The organism is Cellulomonas sp. Y8 (assembly GCF_008033115.1).
Classification (GTDB): domain Bacteria; phylum Actinomycetota; class Actinomycetes; order Actinomycetales; family Cellulomonadaceae; genus Cellulomonas.
Map to the genome: position 1 here is coordinate 1,160,309 of NZ_CP041203.1, position 21,972 is coordinate 1,182,280.

Here is a 21,972-nt window from a genome sequence, read left to right on the forward strand (position 1 = left end):
AGCGTCTGCTCGCGCGACCCGGGCCCTCCCGGTGCTGACGTCAGGTCAGGCCTTGTCGGCCTCGTCCTTGGTGTCGGCGGCCTCGGCCTCGGGGGCGTCGGTCGCGGTCTCCTCGACCGTGGTCTCCTCGGCGGGGGTCTCCTCCGCCGGGGCCTCCTCGGCCTTCGGCGCCGCCTTCTGCGCGGCCTTGGTCGCCTCGCGGACGACGGCCTGCTTCGGGGAGACGGGCTCGAGCACGAGCTCGATCACGGCCATCGGCGCGTTGTCACCCTTGCGGGGGCCGATCTTCGTGATGCGGGTGTAGCCACCCTGGCGCTCGGCCATCTGCGGGGCGATCTCCACGAAGAGCTCGTGGACGACCGACTTGTCGCGGACGACGGTGAGGACGCGGCGGCGGGCGTGCAGGTCGCCGCGCTTGGCGAACGTCACCAGGCGCTCGGCGAGCGGGCGCAGGCGCTTGGCCTTGGCCTCGGTCGTCGTGATGCGCTTGTGCTCGAACAGCGAGGTGGCCAGGTTGGCCAGGATCAGCCGCTCGTGCGCCGGGCCGCCACCGAGCCGGGGACCCTTGGTGGGCGTAGGCATGTCGTTACTCCTTGGTTCCAGTGATGGGCCGGCGGGTCACGCTCGTGCGCGTGCCCGCCTCCCCGGCATCAGTACTGCTCGTCCTCGGTGAAGTCGCCCTCGTCGCCGTCGTAGTACGCGGCGGCGGTGGGGTCGAAGTCGAGCGGGCTGTCCTTGAGGGACAGGTTGAGCTCGGCCAGCTTCTCCTTGACCTCGGTGATCGACTTCGCACCGAAGTTGCGGATGTCGAGCAGGTCGGCCTCGGAACGCGCCACGAGCTCGCCCACGGTGTGGATGCCCTCGCGCTTGAGGCAGTTGTACGACCGGATGGTCAGCTGCAGGTCCTCGATCGGCAGCGCCAGGTCGGCGGCCAGGGCCGCGTCGGTCGGCGACGGGCCGATCTCGATGCCCTCGGCCTCGACGTTCAGCTCGCGGGCGAGGCCGAACAGCTCCACCAGCGTCTTGCCGGCGGACGCCAGGGCGTCGCGCGGGCTGATCGCCGGCTTGGTCTCGACGTCGACGACGAGCTTGTCGAAGTCGGTGCGCTGCTCGACACGGGTCGCCTCGACCTTGTAGGTCACCTTGAGCACCGGCGAGTAGATCGAGTCGACCGGGATGCGGCCGATCTCGGCCTCGAACGACTTGTTCTGGTTGGCCGACACGTAGCCACGGCCGCGCTCGACGGTCAGCTCGATCTCGAGCTTGCCCTTCTCGTTCAGCGTGGCGAGGTGCAGGTCCGTGTTGTGGACCTCCACGCCGGCCGGCGGCACGATGTCCGCCGCGGTCACGTCACCCGCACCCTGCTTGCGCAGGTACATCACGACCGGCTCGTCGTTCTCCGAGGAGACGACGAGGTTCTTGATGTTGAGGATGATCTCGGTGACGTCCTCCTTGACGCCCGGCACCGTGCTGAACTCGTGCAGCACGCCGTCGATCCGGATGCTCGTCACGGCCGCGCCCGGGATGGACGACAGCAGGGTCCGGCGCAGGGAGTTGCCGAGCGTGTAGCCGAAGCCGGGCTCGAGCGGCTCGATGGAGAACCGCGAGCGGTACTCCGAGATGACCTCTTCGGTCAGGGTGGGGCGCTGTGCGATGAGCACTTCGGGGTTCCTCTCAGCGTGCGTCCGCCATATGACGCAGCGCAGGTACTCGCTGGGCGGCGCGGGTCTCGGTCCACCCGCGCGACCGGCCGGCACCGCCGCGGGCGGGGGATCGCTCCCCCGCCCGTGGCGGCCCGGCTACGGGTCAGACGCGGCGGCGCTTCGGCGGACGGCAGCCGTTGTGGGCCTGCGGCGTCACGTCCTGGATCGAGCCGACCTCGAGGCCGGCCGCGGTCAGGGAGCGGATCGCGGTCTCGCGACCGGAGCCCGGGCCCTTGACGAAGACGTCGACCTTCTTCATGCCGTGCTCGGCGGCCTTGCGCGCGGCGGCCTCGGCGGCCATGCCCGCGGCGTACGGGGTCGACTTGCGCGAGCCCTTGAAGCCCACGTCGCCGCCCGACGCCCAGGAGATCACGGCGCCGCTGGGGTCCGTGATCGAGATGATCGTGTTGTTGAAGGTGCTCTTGATGTGCGCCTGGCCGTGGGAGACGTTCTTCTTCTCCTTGCGGCGCGGCTTGCGCACGGAACTGCGGGTCTTGGGAGGCATGTGCTCGTTCTCTCTCGCTGCTGGTCGTGAGGTCGGTGCCCCGTCGCGGCGCGGGCGGCTGTCCGTGGACAGGCCCGGCGGGCCGCGGGCGGGTTACTTCCGGCCGGCCTTCTTCTTGCCGGCGACGGTGCGCTTCGGGCCCTTGCGGGTGCGCGCGTTGGTCTTGGTGCGCTGACCGCGCACCGGGAGGCCGCGGCGGTGACGCAGGCCCTCGTAGCTGCCGATCTCGACCTTGCGGCGGATGTCCGCGGCGACCTCACGGCGGAGGTCGCCCTCGAGCTTGAAGTTGCCCTCGAGGTAGTCACGGAGGGTGACGAGCTGGGAGTCGTCCAGGTCCTTGACGCGGGTGTCCGGGCTGATGCCGGTCGCGGCCAGGGTCTGCTGGGCGCGGGTACGGCCGACGCCGTAGATGTAGGTGAGCGCGATCTCGAGCCGCTTCTCGCGGGGGAGGTCGACGCCGACAAGACGTGCCATGTGCCTTTCGGCTCCTTGGACTTCGATCGGAGGTCTGCCGCACCGTCCTCCCGCGGGTCTGCGGGCCCCGGCCTCCGAGCCGGGGGTTCACCGGTGGCGACCCGCCGTGGCGGGTGCGCTGCCGGTTCGGCGATGCGCTGGTGCCGGTCCGTCAGGATCCGGCGGCGGTGCTGCTCAGGTGCGTCCCGAGCGGCAGGGCGTTCAGCCCTGGCGCTGCTTGTGGCGCAGGTTCTCGCAGATCACCTGGACGCGACCGTGCCGGCGGATCACCTTGCACTTGTCGCAGATCTTCTTGACGCTGGGCTTGACCTTCATGGCCTGTTCCTCCGCCGCCGATGCGCCGTGGTCCCTCGCGGGACGCAGGCCGACGGCGATGCTCGTTCGGTCGGTTACTTGTAGCGGTAGACGATGCGCCCGCGGGACAGGTCGTACGGGCTCAGCTCGACCACCACCCGGTCCTCGGGGAGGATCCGGATGTAGTGCTGGCGCATCTTGCCCGAGATGTGGGCGAGCACCTTGTGACCGTTGGTGAGCTCCACGCGGAACATCGCGTTGGGGAGAGCCTCGATCACGCTGCCCTCGATCTCGATGACACCGTCCTTCTTCGCCATGTCCTCCGCTAACTCTTGTCCTGAACTGCCGGTCCACGCCGTCGTCTCCCCCCGGCGGTGCCGACGGGTCCGGTGCGGACGTGGTGGACGTGCCCTGGTCCTGACGTCCGGCGACCGGCCCGCACGCGCGCGACCGCGGTGCGGTCGGCTCGGGCGGGACGTGCGACAGCGCGAGGGCGCACACCCAACGGACGATCATACGCCATCCGGCGGCGTCCGAGAAACGCGGTGCGGTCCGTCAAGCGGACGCGCCGGTGCCGGGCACGACGGGGTCAACGCCCGTGGCGCGCGGGTTCTTCCCGCGCGCCACGGGCGCCTCGCCGCCCTCGTCGGTCCCGGTGCCGGCTCCGCCGTCCCGGGCCCTCGTCAGGCCCGGTGCCGGTTCCGCCGCCCCGGGGACGCCACCCGCACCCCGCGCACCGGGCGCCGGCCCTGCGCGAGCGCGATCAGCGCCGCGCCGAGCGCGAGCAGCACGCCGGCCGCGACGAGCGGCCACGCGGCGTCGGAGCCGGTGGTGGCGAGGTCGCCGCCGGGCGCGGTGACGGTCGCGCCGCCGGTGCGCTCGACGGGCTCGCTCCACGCCACGTCCTCGGCGGCGAGCACCTCGAACCGGTAGCCGCGCCCGTCGACGTCCACGGTCGCCGTGTTGGTGACGTCGGCGCCCGCGGCGGTCAGACCGGTGACGATCCGCACGGTGGCGGACTCCCCCGCCGGCAGCGAGCCGTCGTGGTCGCAGGTCACGACCCGGTCGACGGCCACGCACGCGAACCCGGTGCCGGAGGCCGACCGGAAGGCCAGCGACCCGGGCAGGGCGTCGACGACGGTGAAGCCGGCGTAGGCGTCCTGGGTGCCGGTGGACATCACGGTGACGTCCCACGTGATGCTGTCCGCGGTCCGCGCGACGGGGACCTTGCGCAGCGCGAGCTGCACGTCGTCCGCGAGGACGAGGCCGAAGTCGAGCGTCGTGTCGGACTCCCCGCCGACGAGGACCTGGGAGGTCGCCGTCCAGGTGGACGAGTCGAGCGCCCGGTCGGCGCCGGCGCCCGCGACGGTCGGGGCGTAGCCGGCCAGCGCGTCGGCGGAGGCGATCCGGTCGATCCGCACGATGTACTCGCCCGGCAGCAGGCCGTCGAAGGCGTAGGCACCGTCGGCGTCGGTGGTCACCGGTCCCACGGCCGCGCCGGAGGCGTCGGTGACCGGACGCCCGTCGGCGGTCCGCAGCTCGACGACGACGCCGGGGACGCCCGGCTCGCCGCCGCCCTGCAGGCCGTCGAGGTCCTCGTCGAACCAGAGGAGGTCGCCGACGGACACGGGGCGCTCGACGAGGCCCGCGTCCCACGTGTCGTCCACGAACGCGGCGGTGAGGCCGTCCGCGGCGGTGGCGGGGCGCACGCCCGGGGTGCCCGGCCCCACGGTGATCGCCGGGGTGCGGGCGACGCCGGGGGTGGTCTCCTCGACGTCCGAGTCGGCGTCGGCGCGCGGGGCGGCCGGGGAGCGCGGGGTCGTCCAGGTGTAGCGGGCCGCGTCGGACGCGTCGAGCTCGAGCTCGACGCGGTACGTGCCCGGCTCGAGCAGGTCGAACCGCCAGCGCCCGTCCGCGTCGGTCGCCGTCCGGGCGACCTCGGCGTCGGACGCGTCGAGCAGCCGGACGGTGACGCCGGGGAAGGACGGCTCGCCGGCGTCCTGGACGCCGTCGCGGTCGGTGTCGAGCCACACCCGGTCGCCGAGCGCCCACAGGGGTCGGAACCCGAAGTCCAGGGTGTCGTCGGCCTCGCCGCCCACGAGCGGGGCGGCCGTGGACGCGGAGCCCGCGGCGGAGTCGGTCGCGGGGTCCCCCGCCCCGGTGGCGGTCGGCACGTACGGCGCGAGCACGGCGGCGGAGGCGGCCGCGCCGACCGTCACGGTGTACGAGCCGGGCAGCAGGCCGGTGAAGGCGTACGCCCCGTCGGCGTCGGTGGTGGCCGGGCCGACGGGCGCGCCGGCGAGGTCGGTGACCGGGTCGCCCGCGGCGTCCGCGAGCGTGAGCACCACGCCGGGCAGGCCGGGCTCGCCGGCGTCCTGCACGCCGTCGCCGTCGACGTCGACCCACACGCGGTCGCCGACGCGCACGGGCAGCTCGGCGAGGCCGGCGTCCTGGGTCGGGTCCGCGTAGTCGGCGTCGACGCCGGCCCAGACCGGGTCGCCGGCCAGGTCGGAGACCGCCGCGAGGGACGCCCCGGGCGCCAGGGTGAACGCCGCGGTCCGGCCGACGCGCGCCGTCGCGGCGATCACGGACGAGTCGCCCGCGGGGTCGCCCACGAGTGCGGACGTGAAGGTCCACCGCGCGGCGAGGGCGTCGGGCAGCTCGACCTCGACCCGGTAGGTGCCCGGGTCGAGCGCGTCGAAGACGTACGAGCCGTCCGCGCCGGTGACGGTCGTCGCCAGGACGGCGTCGCCGCTGCCGAGCAGGCGCGCGGTCGCGCCCTCGACGGCGGCCTCGCCGGCGCCCTGGCGGCCGTCGCGGTCGGCGTCGAACCACACGCGGTCGCCGACGGCCAGCGGCCGCCACTGCAGGCCCGCGTCGTGCGAGACGTCGACCTGGGTCGCGACGAGGTCCAGGTGGGCGTCCTGCCAGGCCTGCGGCATGGACCCGACGGCGGTGGTCTCGCTGCCGCCGGCGCCGAGCACCACGCCCGCGTCGACGGCGGTGGCCGGCGCGGCTGGGTCCACGACGGCGTCGGAGTCGACGGTGTCGTCGAGGCCCGCGCCGACCCCCGGTGTACCGGTACTGCGCGGCGAGGGCGCCGGGCAGGGTGTACGCGAGGTCGTAGGTCCCCGCGGGCAGGCCGTCGACCAGCCACTCGCCGTCCGCGTCGGTCTCCGCGGAGGCGACGTACGTCGTGCTGCCGCCGGAGACGGCGAGCACGTCGACGGTCACGCCGGGCACGCCGGGCTCGGCCGCGGTGTCGGCGGACTGCCGGCCGTCGCGGTCGGCGTCGAGCCACACCCGGTCGCCGACGGCGACCAGCGGGTCGGCCCCGACGGCGGCGAGGGCGAACCGGGCGCCGGCCTTGAGCGGGACGGACGTGACGTCGGACGGCCGCCCGGCGGCGTCGTCGGCCGGCACGCGGAAGGCGAAGGAGCTCCAGGTGTCGGCGGCGGCGCGCGCCCCGGACAGCGGGGGGTGCGCATCGCCCACTGGACGCGGACGGACTCGCCGGAGGAGAACCGGTCGGCGGAGGCGAAGCGCACGACGAACTTCAGGCCGGTCACGCGCGCGGCCTGGGCCGCCGGCACCTGCTGGCCCGGGGTCAGCGCGGTGGCGGACCACGTCGAGGGCACCGGGTCGAACGCGGGGCTGGCGGCGACGCCGCCCTGCCGGTAGTCGGCCGTGGTGGTGTAGACGGCGACGGTGGCGCCCGCCGGGAGGCCCGCGGCGGTCACGAGGGTCGGCACGACGCCGTCCCAGACGGGCCGCCACTGGCTGCCGCGGCTGCCGGACGCGGTGCCGTCCATCGCCGGGTAGTCGCCCGTGGTCGGGAGCATGGAGATCATCTCGAGCCGGTCGGTCGCGATGGTGGCGCGGCTGGTGACCTGCACCTGCCACTGCGTCGTCGAGCCGGCCGTGGTCACGGCGGAGCACGGGAACCGGTACCAGTCGCGGTCGTCGGCGCCGGTGCCCCGCGGGGCGCAGTCGGCGGTCTGGCCGGCGCGCGCCGGGGTGGTGCGGACGGCGCCCTGGCTGCCGGCGGCGTCGCGGACCCACTCCTCGGAGACGTAGACGTTCGCACCGCCGATGGTGACGGCGCCGGCGCGGGCGAGGCAGGACGCGGTGGCCGCGTCGTAGCTGCCCGGCGCGCAGGCGGTGCCGCCGTCGTTGCCGGTGGGCGCGGCCTGCACGGGGCGGGTCGCGGACGCGGCGGTGGCCGTGTTCACGATGGACGTCGTCGACAGGTCGGTCGCGATGCGGAGCCAGACCAGGACCTCCACGCCGGCGCCGGGCGCGAGCCGGCTGTCGGCCGGGAAGGTCACGGTGAGGAGGCCGTCGCGCTCGGCGACGTCGGGGTCGCCGAGCGGGTTCGCGCCGCCGCCGGCGGCCTGGACGACCACCGGGGCCTGGCCCTCGGGCGCGGCGCCGTAGACCAGCGAGCCGTCCTCGGGCAGGCGGTCGGTGACGACCAGGCCGGTGAGGTCGGCGGCGTTCGTGCCGCTCGCCGTGTTGGTGACCGCGATCCGGTACCGGACGAGGTCGCCGGGCGCCCGGGACGCGGCGTCGAGCTCGACCTTCTGCACCCGGATCGTGGCGGCGCCCGCGTGCACGGTGGTGCCGACGGGTCCGGCGGTCTGCGCCTGCGAGCCGAGGTCGGCGCGCAGGGCCTGGGCGGTCACGGAGTTGCTGATCGTGCCGCGGGCGCTCTCGCCCGGGTTCGCGGTCAGCTCGGCCCGGCCCTGGTACCGCCAGCCGTCCGCGCCGACGGCGCTGGGCAGGCCGCCGGTGCGGAGCTCCTCGCGGAGGGTGCCGGCGAGCACGACGCGGCCGTAGCCCTGGCCGGGGGCGGGGATCGTCGAGCCGTCGGTGTCGAGGAACCGCACGCGGACGCCGATGACGTCCGCCGCCTGGACGCCGTGCTGCGGCGCGAGCGCGGCGAGGTCGAACGTCCCCGTCGGCACCACGGCGCCCCAGGCCTGCCAGTTCAGCGCGCCGGCGTAGCTGCCGTCGGCGGCGACGTCGAGGTCGGCTCCGGCGACGAGGACCTCGAGCTCGGCGCGCTCGACCCCGGACGGCACGGACTGCACGGCGACGGTCCGGAGGCCGACCGCGTTGAAGAACCGCGGGTCCGCGTCGGTGAGCAGCAGCTGGTCGGCCGGGGTGAGGCCGAAGTTCTGCACGGACAGCGTGCTGGTGACCGCCGGCGTCGCGGCGTCGCGCTGCACGTCGACGGGCGAGACGGCCACGGTCGGGAACGCCTCGAGCTGGGCACCCCGGAGGGTGACGGCGTCGTGGGCGGTGCCGGAGGCGGTGCCCGGCGCGCAGGTGGGGGTGCGGGACATGCCGCGGGTCTCGTCCGCGCAGACGCGCGCGTCGGTGACGCGGGCCTCGGCGACGTTGGCGACGGTGACCTCCTCGCCCTGCCCGGAGACCGCGCTCGCCTCGGGGACGTCGCCGGAGACCCGGTTGTGCGGCAGGAGCCGGGTGCCGAGCACCAGGCGGGCCTGGTTCGTCCAGGCGATGCGGCCGGTGTACCGGACCTGCACGCCGACGACGGCGGCCAGCGCGGCCTCGTCCGCGTCGAGCAGCTCGGCCCGCGGGACGGTCCGGTGGGTCACGGCACCGTCGGCCGCCCGCTCGTACACGACGACCTCGACGGCGGAGGCGCCCGGCAGGCCGGACGCGTCGGTGAGCTCGCGGACGTCGGTGATCGCGAAGGCCGCGAACGGCGCGTCGGCGTCGATCGAGGTGGCGGTGTCGATGCCCTGCGGCTCGGTCAGGACGAGCTGGTCGACCCGGGTCCCGGAGGCGCTGGCGGCAGTCGCGGTCAGGGTGGCGGTGGGCCAGGCCGACGGAGGCGCGGCCGAGGGGTCGACGGGCAGCGCGAGGTCGTGCAGGTTGCTGCTGCCGGTCAGCGGGCTGCCGTTGGCGTCCCGGAGCCAGGTCTTGGTGGCGGTGGCGCCGAGCGAGGCGGGCTGCACGGTCACGGTGCGCTCGCCGACCGGGTTCACCGGGCCGCCGAGGTCCACGGCCGAGCCGTCGGACGACGCGGTCCCGGTCACGGCGCCGGAGTTCTCGACCGCGCCGGGTGCGGAGCCGGTGTAGGTGTACGCGTCGTTGACCGGCTCCCCCGTCGCGCGGGAGGTGTCCCGCAGCGCGAAGGTGAGCGCGACCTTGCGCGCGGGCGCGTCCGTCGTCGCGACGGCGCCCGTGGTGAGCGTGCCGAGCAGGCCGCGTCGCCAGTCGGAGGCGGCGAGGGCCTGCCGCTCGGAGTCCGGGCGCGCGGCGTACACGAGCTGCACGCCGCCGATCCGGGCCCGCAGGCTGTCCGACTGCACGGCCACGCCCGGGAACGAGCCCGCGTACGGGAACGCACCCTGCGTGGCTGCCCCGCCGAACGCGACGTCGGAGCGGGCCGCGGCGGGGTTCGTGCGGTCCGCCCAGGCGGAGCCGTTCCACACGCGGGTCGCCAGCGACTCCCAGCGGTCGTCCACGACGTCGAACACCCGCACGTCGGTGACGCGGTCGAACACGAGGTACGGGTCGTAGACGCCCGAGGCGGCGGCGCCGGAGGTGATGGGCTGGACGCCGGACAGGTCGAGGGTGTCGTAGAAGCTGCCGGCGGCGCCCGTCGCCGGGTGCTGCTGCGCGCCCGTGACGCCGTTCGCGTCGGTGACCGTCACGCTCGACAGGTCCTCGCCGCCGGTGCCCCAGGTGAGCGTCGCGGTGGTCGCGTCGCCGTTGCCCTCGGTCCGGTCGCGGTTGTCCATCGTCTTGACCAGCGCGGGGTAGCCGCCGGTCCCCGAGCCGCCGAGCATCTGCACCGTGTCGGAGACGCGGCGGACCGCGCTGGTGACGACGAAGCCCTCGATGGCCGCGGACGAGGTGATCTGGGCGACGTTGGTGCGGCCGTCGTCGTCCGCCCAGGTGCCGGCGGTGACGCCGGAGCGGAGGGCGAAGGTGATCCGGACGCGCGCGCGGTCGCCGTTGGCGAACGTCCCGCCCCCGGGGCGCGTGACGACGACCCGGACGCCGCGCCAGGCGGAGGTGTCCCCGAGGGCGGCGATGGAGCCGGTGTGGTCGACCCACTGCGGGTCCGTGGCGGTGTAGTACTGCAGCTGCGCGGACCCGCCCGCGGGCACGGTGGCGTCGACCGAGGTGGGCGCGAACGCGGTCCACCACGCGGCGCCGGTGGTCCCGCCGGTGGCGGCGGTGCGCGACGCGGCGCTGTCCTCGAGGGTCAGCGTGTCGGGCAGGTGCCCGCTCCCCCCGCTGAGCGGACGGGCGGTCGCCTCCAGCACGGCGTTGACGGTCGCGCCCGCGGTGCGGGTGACGTACGGCTCGGCGACGTACTTGGCGCCGGCGACGTCGACGGTCGGGACGGCGACGGACACGGTGGCCGCGGTGACGGGGCGGTTGCCGCTCGCCTGGGTGCGCGGCGTCACGGCGGAGGTGTCGGTGCCGAGCCGGGTGGTCGCGACGGTGTGCACGGCGTACGTCGTGGCGGTGCTCGAGGTCGCGGTGCGGGCGAGGTAGGGCAGGGTGACGGAGGCGCCCATCGGGACCGCGGCGCCGGTGCCGCGCACGGTGGCGCGGAAGCCGGTGACCTCGGACCAGGACGCGAGGCCGAATGCCGCCGGGTCGGTCGGGACGGCCGGCGCCGTCGCGTCGAGGTCGACGGTGTGCTCGGTCGTGCCCACGAGCACGGTCAGCTCGAGGCGCGCGGGGCCGGTGAGGCCCTGCACCGCGACTCCCGAGCCGTCCGCGCTGTCGGTGGCGCCGGGGGCGGTGCCGCGCGCGGCACCGAAGCCCGCGAAGGACAGGCCGGTGCCGAACGGGTTGGCGAGGGCGGGGAGGTCGGGGTCCAGGGCCGCGTTCGTGGCCGAGACCTGCGCGCCGGTGGCCGGGACCTCGACGACGAGGGCGTCCACGGCGCGGCGCGACCAGTTGGTGCCGGCCGCGGTGCCGCGGACGAAGCCGCCGCCGTACACCGGGGTGCTGAGGCCGACGAGCGCGGTCGCGGAGCCCGCGTAGGCGCGCGGGTCGTAGATCCGGAAGCCCCGTGTGTCGGTGGTGGTCGCGGAGGTGGCCGCGCCGCGCACGGCCCGCGTGGTCGCGGTGCCGGTCACGGTGAGCGTGTTCATGTCGGAGGCGGCGGAGAAGGTCGCGGCGCCCGCGGTGACGTAGTCGGCCTTGGCGCCGGTCCGCGCGACGGGCGTCGCGTCCTGGCTGAGGTGCTCGCGCACGTCGACCCGCAGCGTGGCGGGCGAGCCGGAGGCGACGAGGCCCCCGGTCGCCGCGGCGAACACGACCTGCAGGCCGGTGAGGCGGGACCGCGTGGTCGCGTCGAGCCCGGCGAGGAGGTCCGCCGCGGCGTCCGCCCCCGTCGCGGTGCCGATCGTGACCCGCACGAGGCTCCCCGACCCCGTCCAGGTCCACCCGGTGACGGTGGCGGTGGAGGCGCCGGCGGGCCAGGTCGTGATCGCGAGGCCGGTCAGGTCGGCGAGCATCCCGACGGTGCCGGCCGCGGGGGCGGAGGCGGGGTTGCTGCCGCCCCAGGTGAGCGTGAGGCTGTCGGCCGGGTCGCCGGTGAGGGTGCCGGCGACGGTCGCGCTGTTCGTCGGGGTCTCGGCGCCGTCCTCGACGCCCGAGAGCCAGCCCTCACGGGACCAGCTGACCTGCGTGCTGGTCGCCAGGTTCACCGGGAAGTCGCCCGTGATCCGGACCCGGCCCGACGCGCCGACGCCGCCCGTGGCCGTCGGCGTGGCGGTGATGGTCCCGGTCTGCGTGCCGCCCCCGTTCGGCGTGACCAGGCGGGTCGACAGGCGCAGGTCCCCGCTGACGCCCGACTGCAGGCCGGTGAGCCCGTCCGAGGTGGTGCTGGTGAACCGCACGGAGAACGCGGCCGCGGCGGCGTAGTCCGCGGTCGCGGTGCCGCCGACGGCGTCGGCCCAGTACTGCACGGTCGCGCCCAGACCGGCGACGTCGAGCGCCTGCGTCAGGCGGAGCGCGTCGAGCGCCACGTCCATCGTCGCGTGCTCGCAGGACGACTCGTCGCCGGCGCACCGGTAGCCCAGGGTGCTGCTGACCGTGCCCGCCGCGGGGCTCGCGGTGTACGCCGCGTCGAACCCGAACTCCGGGTCGGCGGGCGGGGCCGCCTGGGCCGTGGCGCCGGAGGTCACCGAGAAGCCGGTGACGGTGAGCACCGGGTCGGCGGCGGCGACGGCCGCGGGGGCGGTGGTCGCCACCACGAGGGGGGCCAGCAGGGCGCCGACGACCGCGAGGACGGCGGGTCGGCGGAGGAGCAGGCGGAGGCGGAGGCGGAGCGAGGCAGGCATGCGCGGGTTCCCGGGGCAGGCGCGGGTGCGCGGCGGCGAGGCGCCGCGCAGAGGGGGACGCCCTACCTTCGGCGGGCACCTGACCCGTCATGAGTCCGCTATGGGGTGAAAGCACCCCTCTGACCTGGTCTGTCCGCTTTCGGGTGGGGTGCTAGCACCCGCCCGGGGGACCGGATTCACCCCCCCCGTGGCTCCCGGCCGGGCGCCGGGGTGACCCCGGGGGACGGCGAGACCCACCGTCCCGCGGTGGGGAGGTGGGTCTCGTCGAGCGTGCTGCGGCCGGTCAGTCCAGCGGGGCGACGGTCACGCCGCGGGCGCCCAGCTCGGCCGCGCCGCCGTCGACGGCCGTGAGCACCCAGATGCCGCCGTCGTGCAGGGCCACCGAGTGCTCCCAGTGCGCCGCGCGGGCGCCGTCGGCCGTGACGACCGTCCAGTCGTCGTCGAGCACCTCGGTCGCGTGGCCGCCCCGGGTGATCATCGGCTCGACGGCCAGGCACATCCCGGCGCGCAGCTTCGGACCGCGGTCGCGGGACCGGTAGTTCAGCACGTCCGGCGGCTGGTGCATGGCGGACCCGATGCCGTGCCCGACGTAGTCCTGCACGATGCCGAACGGCACCCCGCCGTTGACGGAGGAGTCCGCGGCGGCGACGGCGTCCTCGACCGCGTCGCCCACGACCGCGAGCCGGTCGGCGATCCCGCCGCCCTCGCCGGCGAGCGCGGCGATGCCGTCCCACATGCAGCGCTCGGTCAGGTCCGCCAGCGCCTGGTCGGCCGGGTCGGCGTCCGGCAGCACCAGGGTGAGCGCCGAGTCGCCGTGCCAGCCCTCGACGATCGCGCCGCAGTCGATCGACACCACGTCGCCCGGCTGCAGCACGCGCCCCGACGGGATGCCGTGCACGACCTCGTCGTTGACCGACACGCAGATGGTCGCCGGGTAGTCGTAGTACCCGAGGAACGACGGCAGGGCGCCGGCGTCCGCGATCACCGCGGCTGCGACGGCGTCCAGGTCGGCGGTCGTGGCACCCGGCACCGCGGCCGCGCGGGCCGCCGCCAGGGCGTCCGCGACCACGAGCCCGGCACGCCGCATGAGCAGCACCTGGTCGGGCGTCTTGAGCTCGATCTTCTCGCGTCCGAACACGACTCCCCCGCCGGTCAGCCGACCTGCGAGGCGAGGGCCGCGAGCAGCCGCTCGGTGACCTCGTCGACCTCGCCGATGCCGTCCACGCGGACCAGCAGGTCGCGCTCGGCGTACAGCCCCGACACGGGGGCGGTCTGCTCGGCGTAGACGTCCAGGCGGCGGCGGATCACCGGCTCGGTGTCGTCCGCGCGGCCCTCGATCTCGGCGCGCTTCAGCAGCCGCTCCACGACGACGTCCGCGTCCGCGGTGATCTCGAGCGCGGCGTCCAGCGCGCGGCCGTCGGCCTCCAGGATCCCGTCGAGCTCGCCGACCTGCGCCGCATTGCGGGGGTAGCCGTCGAGCAGGAAGCCCTGCGCGGCGTCCGGCTGCGCGAGCCGGTCGCGCACCATCGCGTTCGTGACCTCGTCCGGGACGAGCTCGCCGCGCGCGGTGTACTCCTGCGCGGTGCGGCCGAGCTCGGTGCCGCCCTTGATGTTGGCGCGGAAGATGTCGCCGGTCGAGATCGCCGGGACGCCGAGGCGCTCGGCCAGGCGCGCGGCCTGGGTGCCCTTGCCGGCCCCGGGAGGGCCGAGCAGGACGAGGCGGGCGGTGGAGCCGGAGTCGTGGCTCATCGGAGGAACCCTTCGTAGTGGCGCTGCTCGAGCTGCGACTGGATCTGCTTCACCGTCTCGAGGCCGACGCCCACGACGATGAGGATCGACGAGCCGCCGAACGGGATGTTCGTGCCGACGCCCAGGACGATGAACGCGATCGTCGGGATCAGCGCGACCAGCGCGAGGTACAGGGACCCGGGCGCCGTGATGCGGGTGATCACGTAGTCCAGGTACTCGGCCGTGGGACGGCCGGCGCGGATGCCGGGGATGAACCCGCCGTACCGCTTCATGTTGTCCGCGACCTCGTCCGGGTTGAACGTGATCGCCGTGTAGAAGTAGCAGAAGAAGATGATCAGTAGGACGTACAGCGCGATGTGCAGCGGCGCGTCCGTGGCGGCGAGGTTGGTCGCGACCCACTGCTTCCAGCCGGCGGTCTGGTCGCCGAAGCCGGCGAGCAGGGCGGGGACCTGGAGCAGGGACGACGCGAAGATCACCGGGATGACGCCGGCCATGTTGATCTTGATCGGGATGTACGTGGAGGACCCGCCGTAGGTGCGGCGCCCGACCATGCGCTTGGCGTACTGCACCGGGATGCGGCGCTGGGACTGCTCGACGAAGACGACCAGCGCGATGACCAGGACGATGATCGCCATGATCACCAGGAACGCGCCGATGCCGCCGGAGCCGCCCGCGATCGACCACATGGCGCCCGGGAAGGACGCGGCGATCGAGGTGAAGATGAGCAGGGACATGCCGTTGCCGACGCCGCGCTCGGTGATGAGCTCGCCCAGCCACATGATGAGGCCGGTACCGGCGGTCATCGTGATGATCATGAGCAGCGTCGTCACGATGCTGCCGTCCGGGATCACGTCGACGGAGCAGCCCTGGAAGAGCTGGCCGTTGCGCGCCGTGATGATGACCGTCGTCGACTGCAGGACCGCCAGGCCGATGGTCAGGTACCGCGTGTACTGCGTGAGCTTCGCGGTGCCCGACTGGCCCTCCTTGTGCAGGGCCTCGAACCGCGGGATGACCACGCGGAGCAGCTGGATGATGATGCTCGCGGTGATGTACGGCATGATCCCGAGCGCGAACACCGACAGCTGCAGCAGCGCACCGCCGCTGAACAGGTTCACCAGGCCGAGCAGCGTGTTCGACTCGCCCTGGTCGATGCAGATCTGCACGTTCGGGTAGGACACGCCCGGCGTCGGCAGGAACGAGCCGATGCGGAAGACCACCATGATGCCGATGGTGAACAGCAGCTTGCGCCGCAGGTCGGGTGTCCTGAACGCCCGCACGAATGCGCTGAGCACGTGTCCTCCTGCTCCGCCGAAGCGGGATGTCGTCGAGGCGTCCGGCACGCCGCGCGCCGGTCCGTCGTCGGGTCGGGCGCACCGCGGCGCCCGACGCCCTGCCGAACCCTAACGGACTTCCGTCCCTGGGTGGGCATCGCCCCACGGCCGTGCGGCCGTGGCGGCGGCGGGGTCACGGGCCGCGACGGGCCCGGTCCCCCGGGGGAAAGCCGAACGGGGCCGGCGGGGCGTGGAGCCCTCGCCGACCCCGTTCGTCTGGGATCAGTCCTGCGCGACGCTGCCGCCGGCGGCCAGGATCTTCTCCTTGGCCGAGCCGGAGTACGCGTCGACGGCCACGGCCACCTTCACCGTGAGCTCGCCGGTGCCGAGCACCTTGACGGGCTGGCCCTTGCGGACCGCGCCCTTCGCGACCAGGTCCGCCACCGTGACGTCGCCGCCGTCGGGGTAGAGCGCCGACAGCTTGTCCAGGTTCACGACCTGGTACTCGACCCGGAACGGGTTCTTGAAGCCGCGGAGCTTGGGCAGCCGCATGTGCAGCGGCATCTGCCCGCCCTCGAAGCGCTCCGGCACCTGGTACCGGGCCTTGGTGCCCTTGGTACCGCGACCGGCGGTCTTGCCCTTGGACGCCTCACCACGACCCACGCGGGTCTTGGCGGTCTTGGCACCCGGGGCCGGACGCAGGTGGTGCACCTTGAGCGTGCCGCCGGCACCCTCGGTCGCCTGCGCCTCGGCCTTGGGGGCCTTGGCGGCGGCGGCCTTGGGCGCCTTCGCCTTCGCAGCCGGCTTCTCCTCGGCAGCCGCCTCGGCCTCGGCCTTCGCCTTGGTCGTGCGGGCCGGGGCCTTGCGGGCCGGCTTCTCGGCGGCGGACGACTCGGTCGCCGTCGCCTTCTTGGCGCGCGTGGCCTTCGGAGCCGCGGCAGCGGTCTCCTCGACCTTCTCGGTCTCCTTCTCCGCCATCGTCACTCCACCTCCTCGACCGCGACCAGGTGCGTCACCGTCTTGACCATGCCGCGGATCTCAGGACGGTCCTCCTTGACGACGACGTCGCCGATCCGCTTGAGGCCCAGGGTGCGCAGCGTGTCGCGCTGGTTCTGCTTGCCGCCGATGGCGGACTTCGTCTGGGTCACCTTGAGGCGGGCCATCAGGCACCCACCTTCTCCGTCTTGGCCGCACGACCCGCCGCCTGCGCCTTGAGCAGCGGCGCCGGGGCGACGTGCTCGAGCGGCAGGCCACGGCGCGCCGCCACGGCGGCCGGCTCCTCGAGACCCTTCAGCGCCGCGACCGTGGCGTGCACGATGTTGATGGCGTTGGAGGAGCCGAGGGACTTGGACAGGATGTCGTGGACGCCGGCGCACTCGAGCACCGCGCGCACCGGACCACCGGCGATCACGCCGGTACCCGGGGACGCGGGACGCAGGAAGACGACACCGGCGGCGGCCTCACCCTGGATGGGGTGGGTGATGGTGCCCTGGATGCGGGGGACGCGGAAGAAGTTCTTCTTCGCCTCCTCGACACCCTTGGCGATCGCCGCGGGCACCTCCTTGGCCTTGCCGTAGCCGACACCGACCGTGCCGTCGCCGTCGCCGACGACCACCAGGGCGGTGAAGCTGAACCGGCGACCACCCTTGACGACCTTGGCCACGCGGTTGATCGACACGACGCGCTCGAGGAACGCGCTCTTCTCGGCGGCGTCGCCCCGGCGGCCGTCGCGACGACCGCCGTCGCGGCGGTCACCGCCACCCTGGCCCTGGGGAGCGCCCGTGTTGCTGCGCTGAGGAGCAGCCATCAGTGGATCCTCTTCTTCGATGCGGGAATGGTCGTCGTCACAGCGCCAGACCGCCCTCGCGGGCGGCGTCGGCCACTGCGGCCACACGCCCGTGGTACTTGTTGCCGCCGCGGTCGAAGACCACCGCGTCGATGCCGGCCGCCTTGGCGCGCTCGGCGATCAGCTCGCCGACGCGACGGGCCTTGGCCGTCTTGTCGCCCTCGGCGGCACGCAGGTCCACCTCGAGGGTCGAGGCGGAGACCAGGGTGCGGCCCACGGCGTCGTCGACGACCTGCGCGACGAGGTTGCGGTTCGACCGGGTGACGACCAGGCGGGGACGCGCGGCGGTGCCGGCGACCTTCTTGCGCAGCCGCAGGTGGCGGCGGCGACGGGCCTTGAACTTGCCCTTACCGATGATGGTGATCGCCATGGCTCACTTACCAGCCTTTCCGACCTTGCGGCGGACGTTCTCGCCCGCGTAGCGCACGCCCTTGCCCTTGTACGGCTCGGGCTTGCGGATCTTGCGGATGTTCGCGGCGACCTCGCCCACCTGCTGCTTGTCGATGCCCGAGACCGAGAACTTGGTCGGGGACTCGACGGCGAAGGTGATGCCGGCGGGCGGCGTCACGGACACCGGGTGGCTGAAGCCGAGCGCGAACTCGAGCGCGTCACCCTTGGCCGACACGCGGTAACCGGTGCCGACGATCTCCAGCTTCTTCTCGTAGCCGGCGGTGACGCCGGTGACGAGGTTCGCCAGGAGGGTGCGCGTGAGGCCGTGCAGCGACCGCGAGAGGCGCTCGTCGTTCGGACGGGTGACCACGAGGGCCCCCTCGTCGTCGCGGGCGACCTCGATGGGCGACGCGACCGTGTGCGTGAGGGTGCCCTTGGGGCCCTTCACCGTCACGACGGCGCCGTTGATGGAAACATCCACGCCGGCCGGGACCGAAACGGGGATTCTGCCGATACGAGACATTGGCTAGCTCCTTTCCGTCTCGGACTTACCAGACGTAGGCGAGGACTTCCCCACCCACGCCCTTCTTGGCGGCCTGCTTGTCCGTCAGGAGACCGGAGGACGTGGACAGGATCGCCACGCCCAGGCCACCGAGGACCTTCGGCAGGTTGGTCGACTTCGCGTACACCCGGAGGCCGGGCTTCGACACGCGCTTGATGCCGGCGAGCGCACGCTCGCGGCTCGGGCCGTACTTCAGCTCGACCACGAGGTTCTTGCCCACGCGGGCGTCCTCGGTGGTCCAGCCGGAGATGTAGCCCTCGGCCTGCAGGATCTCCGCGATGTGCGACTTCAGCTTCGAGTACGGGATGGTCACCGTGTCGTGGTGCGCCGAGTTCGCGTTGCGCAGACGCGTCAGGAAGTCTGCGATCGGGTCGGTCATCGTCATGGGGGCTATCGCCCTTCCTCGCCGTGGTTTCCGCGGCGGCCGCCCGTGGGGGCGGCACGCCGCGGACCTGCGACGTCGTTGTTTACCAGCTGCTCTTGGTCACACCGGGGAGCTGGCCCGCGTGGGCCATCTCCCGCACGCAGATCCGGCACAGGCCGAACTTGCGGTACACGGAGTGCGGACGCCCGCAGCGCTGGCACCGGGTGTAGGCCCGCACGGCGAACTTCTGCTTGCCCGCGGCCTTGTTGATCAGGGCGGTCTTCGCCATGTCAGTTCTCCTCCTTGAACGGGAAGCCCAGGTGCTTGAGCAGCGCCCGGCCCTCCGCGTCCGTGGTCGCGGTGGTGACCACCGTGATGTCCATGCCCCGGACCCGGTCGATCTTGTCCTGGTCGATCTCGTGGAACATCGACTGCTCGGTCAGACCGAAGGTGTAGTTGCCGTGGCCGTCGAACTGCTTCGGCGACAGCCCGCGGAAGTCGCGGATGCGCGGCAGCGCGGTCGACAGCAGGCGGTCCAGGAACTCCCAGGCACGGTCGCCGCGCAGCGTGACGTGCGCGCCGATCGGCATGCCCTCGCGCAGCTTGAACTGCGCGATGGACTTGCGGGCCTTGGTGACCTGCGGCTTCTGACCCGTGATCTGCTGGAGGTCGCGGATGGCGCCCTCGATCAGCTTCGAGTCCTTGGCCGCGTCGCCGACACCCATGTTCACGACGACCTTCACCAGGCGCGCGACCTGGTTCACGTTCTCGTGGGAGAACTCCTCACGGAGCGCCGTGCGGATGGCGTCGTTGTACCGGACCTTCAGGCGCGGGACCGGGTAGGCGCGCGTCGTCTCGTCGGTGGCGGTCATCAGATGTCCTTACCGGAGCGCTTGGCGACGCGGACCCGAACGGTGCGGGTCCGGCCGTCGCGCTCGACCTGCTCGGTGCGGTAGCCGACCCGGGTACCACGCTTGGTCTCGGGGTCGACCAGCATCACGTTGCTGATGTGGATGGGGGCCTCGACCGTCTCGATGCCACCGGTGCGGGAGCCGCGCTGGCTCTGGCCGACCTTGGTGTGCTTCGTGATGCGGTGGATGCCCTCGACGAGCACGCGGTCGCGGTCGGTCAGGACCTCGAGGACGCGCCCCTGCTTGCCCCGGTCCTTGCGGGAACCGGAGATGACGACCACGAGGTCGCCCTTCTTGATCTTCGCCATGTCAGAGCACCTCCGGCGCCAGCGAGATGATCTTCATGAACTTCTTGTCGCGCAGCTCGCGGCCCACCGGGCCGAAGATGCGCGTACCACGGGGCTCACCGTCGTTCTTGAGGATCACCGCGGCGTTCTCGTCGAACTTGATGTACGAGCCGTCCACGCGCCGGCGCTCCTTGCGGGTGCGCACGACGACCGCCTTGACGACGTCGCCCTTCTTGACGTTGCCGCCCGGGATCGCGTCCTTGACGGTGGCGACGATCACGTCACCGATACCGGCGTAGCGACGGCCCGAACCACCGAGAACGCGGATGCAGAGGATCTCCTTCGCACCCGTGTTGTCGGCGACCCGAAGTCGCGACTCCTGCTGAATCATCTATCGAACTCCTGTCGTCTGCCGGTTCTCGCACACGGCGAGCCTGGCCGAACGGATAGTGGACAAGAAGGCGCGAGCCTTACTTCGCCTTCTCGAGGATCTCCACCAGACGCCACCGCTTGGTGGCGGAGAGCGGGCGGGTCTCCATGATGAGGACCAGGTCACCGACGCCGGCCGAGCTGGCCTCGTCGTGCGCCTTGACCTTGCTGGTCCGCCGGATGACCTTGCCGTAGAGCGGGTGCTTGACCCGGTCCTCGACCTCGACCACGACGGTCTTGTCCATCTTGTCGCTGACCACGTAGCCGCGCCGCGTCTTGCGGTAGGGACGCGCGGTCCCCGTAGCGGTGGTGGTCTCGTTGGTGTTCTCGCTCATCGAGTCCTCACTCGCTCGCGCTGGGCGCGGTCCGGATGCCGAGCTCGCGCTCGCGCAGGATCGTGTAGATCCGGGCGATGTCGCGACGCACGGCCTTGAGGCGGCCGTGGCTCTCGAGCTGACCGGTGGCCGACTGGAAGCGCAGGTTGAACAGCTCCTCCTTGGCCTTCTTCAGCTCGGCCACGAGGCGCTCGTCGTCGAAGGCGTCCAGCTCGGTGGGAGCCAGGTCCTTGGTGCCGATAGCCATCAGTTACCACCCTCGCGAACCACGAAACGGGTCTTCATCGGGAGCTTGTGCTGCGCGCGGCGCATGGCCTCGCGAGCCAGCGGCTCCGGGACGCCGGCGAGCTCGAACATCACTCGGCCGGGCTTGACGTTGGCGATCCACCACTCCGGCGAACCCTTACCGGAACCCATGCGGGTCTCGGCGGGCTTCTTCGTGAGCGGACGGTCCGGGTAGATGTTGATCCAGACCTTGCCGCCACGCTTGATGTGGCGGGTCATCGCGATACGAGCAGCCTCGATCTGGCGGTTCGTGACGTAGGCCGGCTCCAGAGCCTGGATGCCGAACTCGCCGAACGAGATCGCGGTGCCACCGGTCGCGGCGCCGGAGCGCCCCGGGTGGTGCTGCTTGCGGTGCTTCAGCCTGCGCGGGATCAGCACGGCTCAGGCCTCCGTTCCGGTCTCAGGAGCGGTCGTCGCCTCGGCAGCCGGAGCAGCGGTGGCCTCGGCCGCGGGGGCCTCGGTCCGCTCGTTCCGGCGGCCGCCGCCGCGCGGGCCACGGTCGCCGCCGCGGTCGCCACGGTCCCCACGGGGGCCGCGGGACTGACGCGGGGCCTGCGTGGCCTGCTCGCGGGCGAAGTCGCGCTCGGTCATGTCGCCCTTGTAGACCCAGACCTTCACGCCGATGCGGCCGAAGGTCGTGCGGGCCTCGAAGAAGCCGTAGTCGATGTTCGCGCGGAGCGTGTGCAGCGGCACCCGACCCTCGCGGTAGAACTCCGTGCGGCTCATCTCCGCGCCGCCGAGGCGGCCGGAGACCTGCACGCGGATGCCCTTGGCGCCGGCGCGCTGCGCGGACTGCATGCCCTTGCGCATCGCACGACGGAAGGACACGCGGCTCGCCAGCTGCTCGGCGATGCCCTGCGCGACCAGCTGCGCCTCGATCTCGGCGTTCTTGACCTCGAGGATGTTGAGCTGCACCTGCTTGCCGGTGAGCTTCTCGAGCTCACCGCGGATGCGGTCCGCCTCGGCGCCGCGGCGGCCGATGACGATGCCCGGGCGCGCGGTGTGGATGTCGACGCGGACGCGGTCACGCGTGCGCTCGATCTCCACCTTCGCGATGCCCGCGCGCTCCAGACCCGTGCTCATGAGCTTGCGGATCTGCACGTCCTCGCGGACGTAGTCGCGGTACCGCTGACCCGGCTTGGTCGAGTCGGCGAACCACCGCGAGCGGTGGTCGGTCGTGATGCCCAGGCGGTACCCGAGCGGGTTGACCTTCTGTCCCACTG

General features: G+C 73.3%; 25 protein-coding genes and 1 pseudogene. All 26 read right to left on the reverse strand.

Features of this window, described 5'->3' with window-relative positions; all coding sequences use genetic code 11:
- Positions 1-45: 45 nt before the first annotated feature.
- A complete protein-coding gene (gene rplQ, locus FKM96_RS05185) occupies positions 46-582 on the reverse strand; it encodes a 50S ribosomal protein L17 (protein ID WP_147794339.1) in 537 nt (178 codons plus the stop codon).
- A 68-nt stretch (positions 583-650) separates the two neighbouring features.
- On the reverse strand, positions 651-1,661 hold the full coding sequence (locus FKM96_RS05190; RefSeq protein WP_147794340.1) for a DNA-directed RNA polymerase subunit alpha: 1,011 nt from the start codon (positions 1,659-1,661) through the stop codon (positions 651-653).
- A 145-nt stretch (positions 1,662-1,806) separates the two neighbouring features.
- Entirely contained in the window at positions 1,807-2,208 is a 402-nt protein-coding gene (rpsK, locus tag FKM96_RS05195) for a 30S ribosomal protein S11 (protein ID WP_147794341.1), read from the reverse strand.
- A 93-nt stretch (positions 2,209-2,301) separates the two neighbouring features.
- Positions 2,302-2,682 carry a 30S ribosomal protein S13 gene (gene rpsM, locus FKM96_RS05200; RefSeq protein WP_147794342.1) on the reverse strand — a complete coding sequence of 127 codons (381 nt, stop codon included), beginning with the start codon at positions 2,680-2,682 and terminating at the stop codon, positions 2,302-2,304.
- Positions 2,683-2,883: 201 nt separating this feature from the next.
- Positions 2,884-2,997, reverse strand: coding sequence for a 50S ribosomal protein L36 (gene rpmJ, locus FKM96_RS05205; protein WP_013117849.1), 114 nt, complete (start codon positions 2,995-2,997; stop codon positions 2,884-2,886).
- A gap of 74 nt (positions 2,998-3,071) precedes the next feature.
- Positions 3,072-3,293 (reverse strand): translation initiation factor IF-1, encoded by a 222-nt coding sequence (gene infA / locus FKM96_RS05210; protein WP_146838576.1) that lies wholly within the window; start codon positions 3,291-3,293, stop codon positions 3,072-3,074.
- A 366-nt stretch (positions 3,294-3,659) separates the two neighbouring features.
- Positions 3,660-6,002: an SdrD B-like domain-containing protein gene (locus FKM96_RS05215; RefSeq protein ID WP_147794343.1), complete on the reverse strand. Its 2,343-nt coding sequence runs from the start codon at positions 6,000-6,002 to the stop codon at positions 3,660-3,662.
- Positions 6,003-6,126: 124 nt separating this feature from the next.
- Positions 6,127-6,279 (reverse strand): annotated as a pseudogene (locus tag FKM96_RS22140) (hypothetical protein); the annotation flags it as partial.
- Positions 6,207-12,320 carry a hypothetical protein gene (locus tag FKM96_RS21890; RefSeq protein WP_147794344.1) on the reverse strand — a complete coding sequence of 2,038 codons (6,114 nt, stop codon included), beginning with the start codon at positions 12,318-12,320 and terminating at the stop codon, positions 6,207-6,209. The gene FKM96_RS21890 and the pseudogene FKM96_RS22140, both read right to left, overlap by 73 nt.
- A gap of 283 nt (positions 12,321-12,603) precedes the next feature.
- Positions 12,604-13,458: a type I methionyl aminopeptidase gene (gene map / locus FKM96_RS05225; protein ID WP_147794345.1), complete on the reverse strand. Its 855-nt coding sequence runs from the start codon at positions 13,456-13,458 to the stop codon at positions 12,604-12,606.
- A 14-nt stretch (positions 13,459-13,472) separates the two neighbouring features.
- Complete coding sequence (locus FKM96_RS05230) at positions 13,473-14,069, reverse strand: adenylate kinase (RefSeq protein ID WP_147794346.1); 597 nt, start codon at positions 14,067-14,069, stop codon at positions 13,473-13,475.
- Positions 14,066-15,361 carry a preprotein translocase subunit SecY gene (gene secY / locus FKM96_RS05235; RefSeq protein WP_147794347.1) on the reverse strand — a complete coding sequence of 432 codons (1,296 nt, stop codon included), beginning with the start codon at positions 15,359-15,361 and terminating at the stop codon, positions 14,066-14,068. The genes FKM96_RS05230 and secY overlap by 4 nt, the downstream gene beginning before the upstream one ends.
- Positions 15,362-15,622: 261 nt before the next feature.
- On the reverse strand, positions 15,623-16,318 hold the full coding sequence (rplO, locus tag FKM96_RS05240) for a 50S ribosomal protein L15 (RefSeq protein WP_147794348.1): 696 nt from the start codon (positions 16,316-16,318) through the stop codon (positions 15,623-15,625).
- A gap of 2 nt (positions 16,319-16,320) precedes the next feature.
- Positions 16,321-16,503 carry a 50S ribosomal protein L30 gene (gene rpmD, locus FKM96_RS05245; protein WP_146838591.1) on the reverse strand — a complete coding sequence of 61 codons (183 nt, stop codon included), beginning with the start codon at positions 16,501-16,503 and terminating at the stop codon, positions 16,321-16,323.
- A complete protein-coding gene (gene rpsE / locus FKM96_RS05250; RefSeq protein WP_147794349.1) occupies positions 16,503-17,147 on the reverse strand; it encodes a 30S ribosomal protein S5 in 645 nt (214 codons plus the stop codon). Before rpsE ends, rpmD begins: the two co-directional genes overlap by 1 nt.
- Positions 17,148-17,184: 37 nt before the next feature.
- On the reverse strand, positions 17,185-17,556 hold the full coding sequence (gene rplR / locus FKM96_RS05255) for a 50S ribosomal protein L18 (protein WP_147794350.1): 372 nt from the start codon (positions 17,554-17,556) through the stop codon (positions 17,185-17,187).
- 3 nt (positions 17,557-17,559) lie between these two features.
- A complete protein-coding gene (gene rplF, locus FKM96_RS05260; protein ID WP_147794351.1) occupies positions 17,560-18,099 on the reverse strand; it encodes a 50S ribosomal protein L6 in 540 nt (179 codons plus the stop codon).
- Between the two features lie 25 nt (positions 18,100-18,124).
- Entirely contained in the window at positions 18,125-18,523 is a 399-nt protein-coding gene (gene rpsH, locus FKM96_RS05265; protein ID WP_147794352.1) for a 30S ribosomal protein S8, read from the reverse strand.
- Positions 18,524-18,605: 82 nt separating this feature from the next.
- Positions 18,606-18,791, reverse strand: coding sequence for a type Z 30S ribosomal protein S14 (locus FKM96_RS05270; RefSeq protein WP_122147680.1), 186 nt, complete (start codon positions 18,789-18,791; stop codon positions 18,606-18,608).
- 1 nt (position 18,792) lies between these two features.
- Positions 18,793-19,374 carry a 50S ribosomal protein L5 gene (rplE, locus tag FKM96_RS05275; protein WP_147794353.1) on the reverse strand — a complete coding sequence of 194 codons (582 nt, stop codon included), beginning with the start codon at positions 19,372-19,374 and terminating at the stop codon, positions 18,793-18,795.
- On the reverse strand, positions 19,374-19,721 hold the full coding sequence (gene rplX, locus FKM96_RS05280) for a 50S ribosomal protein L24 (protein ID WP_147794354.1): 348 nt from the start codon (positions 19,719-19,721) through the stop codon (positions 19,374-19,376). The genes rplE and rplX overlap by 1 nt, the downstream gene beginning before the upstream one ends.
- Before the next feature lies 1 nt (position 19,722).
- Positions 19,723-20,091, reverse strand: coding sequence for a 50S ribosomal protein L14 (gene rplN / locus FKM96_RS05285; RefSeq protein WP_146838605.1), 369 nt, complete (start codon positions 20,089-20,091; stop codon positions 19,723-19,725).
- A gap of 79 nt (positions 20,092-20,170) precedes the next feature.
- Entirely contained in the window at positions 20,171-20,464 is a 294-nt protein-coding gene (rpsQ, locus tag FKM96_RS05290) for a 30S ribosomal protein S17 (protein WP_147794355.1), read from the reverse strand.
- A 7-nt stretch (positions 20,465-20,471) separates the two neighbouring features.
- Positions 20,472-20,711 (reverse strand): 50S ribosomal protein L29, encoded by a 240-nt coding sequence (gene rpmC / locus FKM96_RS05295; protein ID WP_109130752.1) that lies wholly within the window; start codon positions 20,709-20,711, stop codon positions 20,472-20,474.
- The gene (gene rplP, locus FKM96_RS05300; protein ID WP_122147685.1) at positions 20,711-21,127 is read right to left on the reverse strand and encodes a 50S ribosomal protein L16; all 417 of its coding nucleotides are present in this window, start codon (positions 21,125-21,127) and stop codon (positions 20,711-20,713) included. Before rplP ends, rpmC begins: the two co-directional genes overlap by 1 nt.
- A 3-nt stretch (positions 21,128-21,130) precedes the next feature.
- Positions 21,131-21,970, reverse strand: coding sequence for a 30S ribosomal protein S3 (rpsC, locus tag FKM96_RS05305; RefSeq protein WP_147794356.1), 840 nt, complete (start codon positions 21,968-21,970; stop codon positions 21,131-21,133).
- Between the last annotated feature and the right edge of the window lie 2 nt (positions 21,971-21,972).

Bases quoted from the DNA above. Each gene is read 5' to 3' on its own strand.
- rplQ (WP_147794339.1), bottom strand. From the start codon at position 582: ATGCCTACGCCCACCAAGGGTCCCCGGCTCGGTGGCGGCCCGGCGCAC.
- rpsK (WP_147794341.1), bottom strand. From the start codon at position 2,208: ATGCCTCCCAAGACCCGCAGTTCCGTGCGCAAGCCGCGCCGCAAGGAG.
- rpsM (WP_147794342.1), bottom strand. From the start codon at position 2,682: ATGGCACGTCTTGTCGGCGTCGACCTCCCCCGCGAGAAGCGGCTCGAG.
- rpmJ (WP_013117849.1), bottom strand. From the start codon at position 2,997: ATGAAGGTCAAGCCCAGCGTCAAGAAGATCTGCGACAAGTGCAAGGTG.
- infA (WP_146838576.1), bottom strand. From the start codon at position 3,293: ATGGCGAAGAAGGACGGTGTCATCGAGATCGAGGGCAGCGTGATCGAG.
- FKM96_RS21890 (WP_147794344.1), bottom strand. From the start codon at position 12,320: ATGCCTGCCTCGCTCCGCCTCCGCCTCCGCCTGCTCCTCCGCCGACCC.
- FKM96_RS05230 (WP_147794346.1), bottom strand. From the start codon at position 14,069: ATGAGCCACGACTCCGGCTCCACCGCCCGCCTCGTCCTGCTCGGCCCT.
- rplO (WP_147794348.1), bottom strand. From the start codon at position 16,318: ATGGCGGAGAAGGAGACCGAGAAGGTCGAGGAGACCGCTGCCGCGGCT.
- rpmD (WP_146838591.1), bottom strand. From the start codon at position 16,503: ATGGCCCGCCTCAAGGTGACCCAGACGAAGTCCGCCATCGGCGGCAAG.
- rpsE (WP_147794349.1), bottom strand. From the start codon at position 17,147: ATGGCTGCTCCTCAGCGCAGCAACACGGGCGCTCCCCAGGGCCAGGGT.
- rplR (WP_147794350.1), bottom strand. From the start codon at position 17,556: ATGGCGATCACCATCATCGGTAAGGGCAAGTTCAAGGCCCGTCGCCGC.
- rplF (WP_147794351.1), bottom strand. From the start codon at position 18,099: ATGTCTCGTATCGGCAGAATCCCCGTTTCGGTCCCGGCCGGCGTGGAT.
- rpsH (WP_147794352.1), bottom strand. From the start codon at position 18,523: ATGACGATGACCGACCCGATCGCAGACTTCCTGACGCGTCTGCGCAAC.
- FKM96_RS05270 (WP_122147680.1), bottom strand. From the start codon at position 18,791: ATGGCGAAGACCGCCCTGATCAACAAGGCCGCGGGCAAGCAGAAGTTC.
- rplE (WP_147794353.1), bottom strand. From the start codon at position 19,374: ATGACCGCCACCGACGAGACGACGCGCGCCTACCCGGTCCCGCGCCTG.
- rplX (WP_147794354.1), bottom strand. From the start codon at position 19,721: ATGGCGAAGATCAAGAAGGGCGACCTCGTGGTCGTCATCTCCGGTTCC.
- rplN (WP_146838605.1), bottom strand. From the start codon at position 20,091: ATGATTCAGCAGGAGTCGCGACTTCGGGTCGCCGACAACACGGGTGCG.
- rpsQ (WP_147794355.1), bottom strand. From the start codon at position 20,464: ATGAGCGAGAACACCAACGAGACCACCACCGCTACGGGGACCGCGCGT.
- rpmC (WP_109130752.1), bottom strand. From the start codon at position 20,711: ATGGCTATCGGCACCAAGGACCTGGCTCCCACCGAGCTGGACGCCTTC.